The following is a 3,113-nucleotide window of genomic DNA, read 5'->3' as shown; positions in this document are numbered from 1 at the left end:
ACTATTATTACATTGGTAATAGTAAACTGCCGAATAGGTAGCTGATAATTTTAAATCAAGAGTGTCAGTGTTGATGTCGTAGTAAACTGCCGCATAGGTAGAGAGGATCAGTTTAAAAAATCAATACTATTACCATCTCCAAACAGCTAAACTCTTAGCTGTTTGCTTTGGCATTAGATGGGGACTATAATCCTCATTACTACTGAAAAGTAGCTGATAACAAATTTACATCTCCAGGCTCAGCCAAAAAGCGAATACTGCCGAACAGGTAGGAGGCTCAGTCAACTAGAGTAAATGAACTCTTCCAATCTATTTATGGTAGAAGCACTCGAATATCGCACTGAAGGACACTTGCTATCTGGTAGGCTTTTTCTAGTGTTATATTCACTTCACCTCGTTCTATCCTGCCTACGTAGCTACGATCTATATCTGCAGCCAAAGCCAACTTATCCTGTGATATTCCTTTGTCTTTTCGCATAGAACGAACGTTGTAGCCAAACTTTTTTGCTAAGTCTCTCATTTCAAAAGTACATTAAAAAGAAAGACTATCTATTCTTGAAGAGAACTTTTCCACGGACTATAATCCGCATTTATTTTTCTATGTTCAAATCTACTGTCGAGAGTTGCTAAGTGTCACAAGACCTCACCATTCAACCATATATCATTGATTCAATAATCATAAATAACAAACCCACGTTTAGAATATCTGATATACGGGATCTGTTGTTAACCAGCACGATGCAAGACAAAAGTGTAGGTTATGTACGAATGTTTGTTTCTAAACAACTCAATACAATGGTAAAGCAAGGGCTACTGACAACATCAGGAAATAATCGCAATAAGCTGTTTCATAAAACCACTTTGTTTCAACAAGTTAATGCCTCAAGCGTAGAATCAGAAATTAATAATGGCAAAGCTGTTGATTTGGTAAGTTCAGTCCCGTATATCGCTGAATTGAACAAAATGAGAGGCAAGCTCAATGGAGAGCTTGCAATGCTAATTGCTGAAATGGACGAGTATCGTTCGATTATGGCGCAATACCCTCAGACTCAAGAGAAAGTAAAAAAGCTGCATCAAGAATCGACACAACTTTCGGCCACTTTAACTGGGCAAATAACCGCCATCTCAAAAACAATAGACCTACTCACGTCGGAGGCTGTTTGATGCTTAGAGATTGGCAACGAAACTGCATTAAAGAAGCCTTAGGAAAATACAAATCTGGCTATAAGCACTTTCTTACTCAAGCAACTCCCGGCGCAGGAAAAACTATAATGGCTGCGTATTTAAGTAAGCAACTCTTAGATTCAAATATGATTGATTTGATTATTTGCATCTCTCCGTCAGTTAATGTTGCTAATGGGTTTACACGCACTTTTTCTCGTGTATTGCAGTGCTCGTTTAATGGCTCTCTAGGTTCATTAGGAACATCACTAACCTACCAAGCTATCCAATATCTCGATGATCAATTTTGGGAAACTATCTCAAAGCACCGAGTCCTAGCTATATTCGATGAAATCCATCATTGTTCAGGTAAAACTCTTTCTGACGCGAATGCTTGGGGCGAGCAGATTATTTTAAAAGTGCAGAAAGCATCCAAGTATACTTTGGCACTGACGGGAACTCCTTGGCGCTCAGATAGCTTACCAATATCACTGAGCTCTTATAGCAATCCGGAAGGAAAAATCATCTGCGATTATCAGTACACTTTAAAGCAGGCTATCACCGACAGAGTATGTCGAAAGCCGAAACTCGTGTTAGTTGATAACGAGCAGTTGCAATATGTCAGCCCAGAAGAAAGTAAATCTTATTCATCGATTCAAGCATTATTTAAAGAACAAAAAATAAGTTATTCTAGTATCTTACAGGATACAGATGCTTTAGTTCATATTCTCAAACTATCTGCGAGTAAGCTACTTTCCATTAGAGCATCCAACCAAGATGCGGGCGGACTTATCGTCGCTTCGTCCGTTGCACATGCGAGACAAATTCAAACAATCCTGAATGAACAGCTAAAGCAACCCAGCGTGATGGTTTCTTATCATGACCCAGATGCTCAAAAGATAATTGAACAATTCAAAAATGATCACTCCCCTTGGATTATCAGCATTGGAATGATCAGTGAGGGAACTGACATTCCAAGGCTTCAAGTCTGTTGCCATTTGAGTAATGTTCGCACGGAGTTGTATTTCCGTCAGGTATTAGGGCGCATTCTCAGGATCACAGATAACAACAACCAAGAAGCTTGGCTGTACACGCTTGCTGAAGAAAATCTTGTGAAATTTGCTGAAGAAATCGAGCAAGATATTCCTGATTCTTGTCTTTATATAAAACAGCCTGAGGACAAAGAGGAAGAAGACACATATTCACTTGAAACAAGCTCATCACATACTGTTCGAACCTTTTCGAAACTAGGGGATTTCAAATGGAATAACAGTGATACAAGTGTGCAAGTTGGTAACGAAAATTCTGTTCCTTATGGGTCGTTCACTCTGGGGCGTTTTAGAGAACGGGTGATTGAGGCGTTTGTTGGGATTTAGTAGGGTACAATCTTTGCTGCAAACGGCCCTTCAGATTTAAGATAATTAACTGTGCTCAATCTCCTTTTGCAGCAAGATAATTTTCCCAACCAACATCTTCTGGTGGTTCAATAATTTTTAGTTTTTTGGTATCTGTATCAAATGGGTTAAATGCTTTACAAGCATCCCGACTCACTTTGGGTGCCGCACGTGCAAAATGCTTTAAAGAAATACACGGAGCATTTTCTAGCAAAGCAAATTTAGCTGCTTTATTGATCAAACGCCGAATTAACCGCATGTTTCCCTTGGAAAAAACATACACCCTTTTCATTATGTCTTCAGATGCCAATCCAGATTCCTCTAAAAAGGGTAACGCTGCATCTAACATCGTCATAAATGTTTTGTATCTGATTAGCTCACTTGTGTCTTTGACCCTGAATGGCTTTAAATGGTGTTGAGATTCAAAACGCCCTCGTAATTGATTGTTGACCCGCAAAATCTCGGTTGAATAAGGCATTCCAAAAAGTACAACGGGTATTTTTGAATCAATGATTATCATCTTTAACCAGTCAGCTGTGCTATGAAGTACATCCTTGC

General features: G+C 39.1%; 3 protein-coding genes and 1 pseudogene. 2 read left to right on the top strand and 2 right to left on the bottom strand.

Annotation, left to right across the window (positions count from 1 at the left end; genetic code table 11):
- Nucleotides 1–313: 313 nt before the first annotated feature.
- Entirely contained in the window at nucleotides 314–520 is a 207-nt protein-coding gene (locus CAG69_RS07945; protein ID WP_005499654.1) for a helix-turn-helix domain-containing protein, read from the bottom strand.
- A gap of 248 nt (nucleotides 521–768) precedes the next feature.
- Between CAG69_RS07945 and CAG69_RS07940 the strand changes: the two genes are divergently transcribed.
- Nucleotides 769–1,164, top strand: coding sequence for a hypothetical protein (locus CAG69_RS07940; RefSeq protein ID WP_161443586.1), 396 nt, complete (start codon nucleotides 769–771; stop codon nucleotides 1,162–1,164).
- Nucleotides 1,164–2,537 carry a DEAD/DEAH box helicase gene (locus tag CAG69_RS07935; protein WP_161443583.1) on the top strand — a complete coding sequence of 458 codons (1,374 nt, stop codon included), beginning with the start codon at nucleotides 1,164–1,166 and terminating at the stop codon, nucleotides 2,535–2,537. Before CAG69_RS07940 ends, CAG69_RS07935 begins: the two co-directional genes overlap by 1 nt.
- Before the next feature lie 55 nt (nucleotides 2,538–2,592).
- Here the strand turns inward: CAG69_RS07935 and CAG69_RS07930 are convergent.
- Nucleotides 2,593–3,113: pseudogene (locus CAG69_RS07930) on the bottom strand (TniB family NTP-binding protein); the annotation flags it as partial.

The organism is Vibrio sp. V43_P6S15P86 (assembly GCF_009904725.1).
Taxonomy (GTDB): Bacteria; Pseudomonadota; Gammaproteobacteria; order Enterobacterales; family Vibrionaceae; genus Vibrio; species Vibrio diabolicus.
The sequence above is the reverse complement of the archived record's forward strand: the minus strand, read 5'-3'. Positions and strand labels throughout refer to the sequence as shown.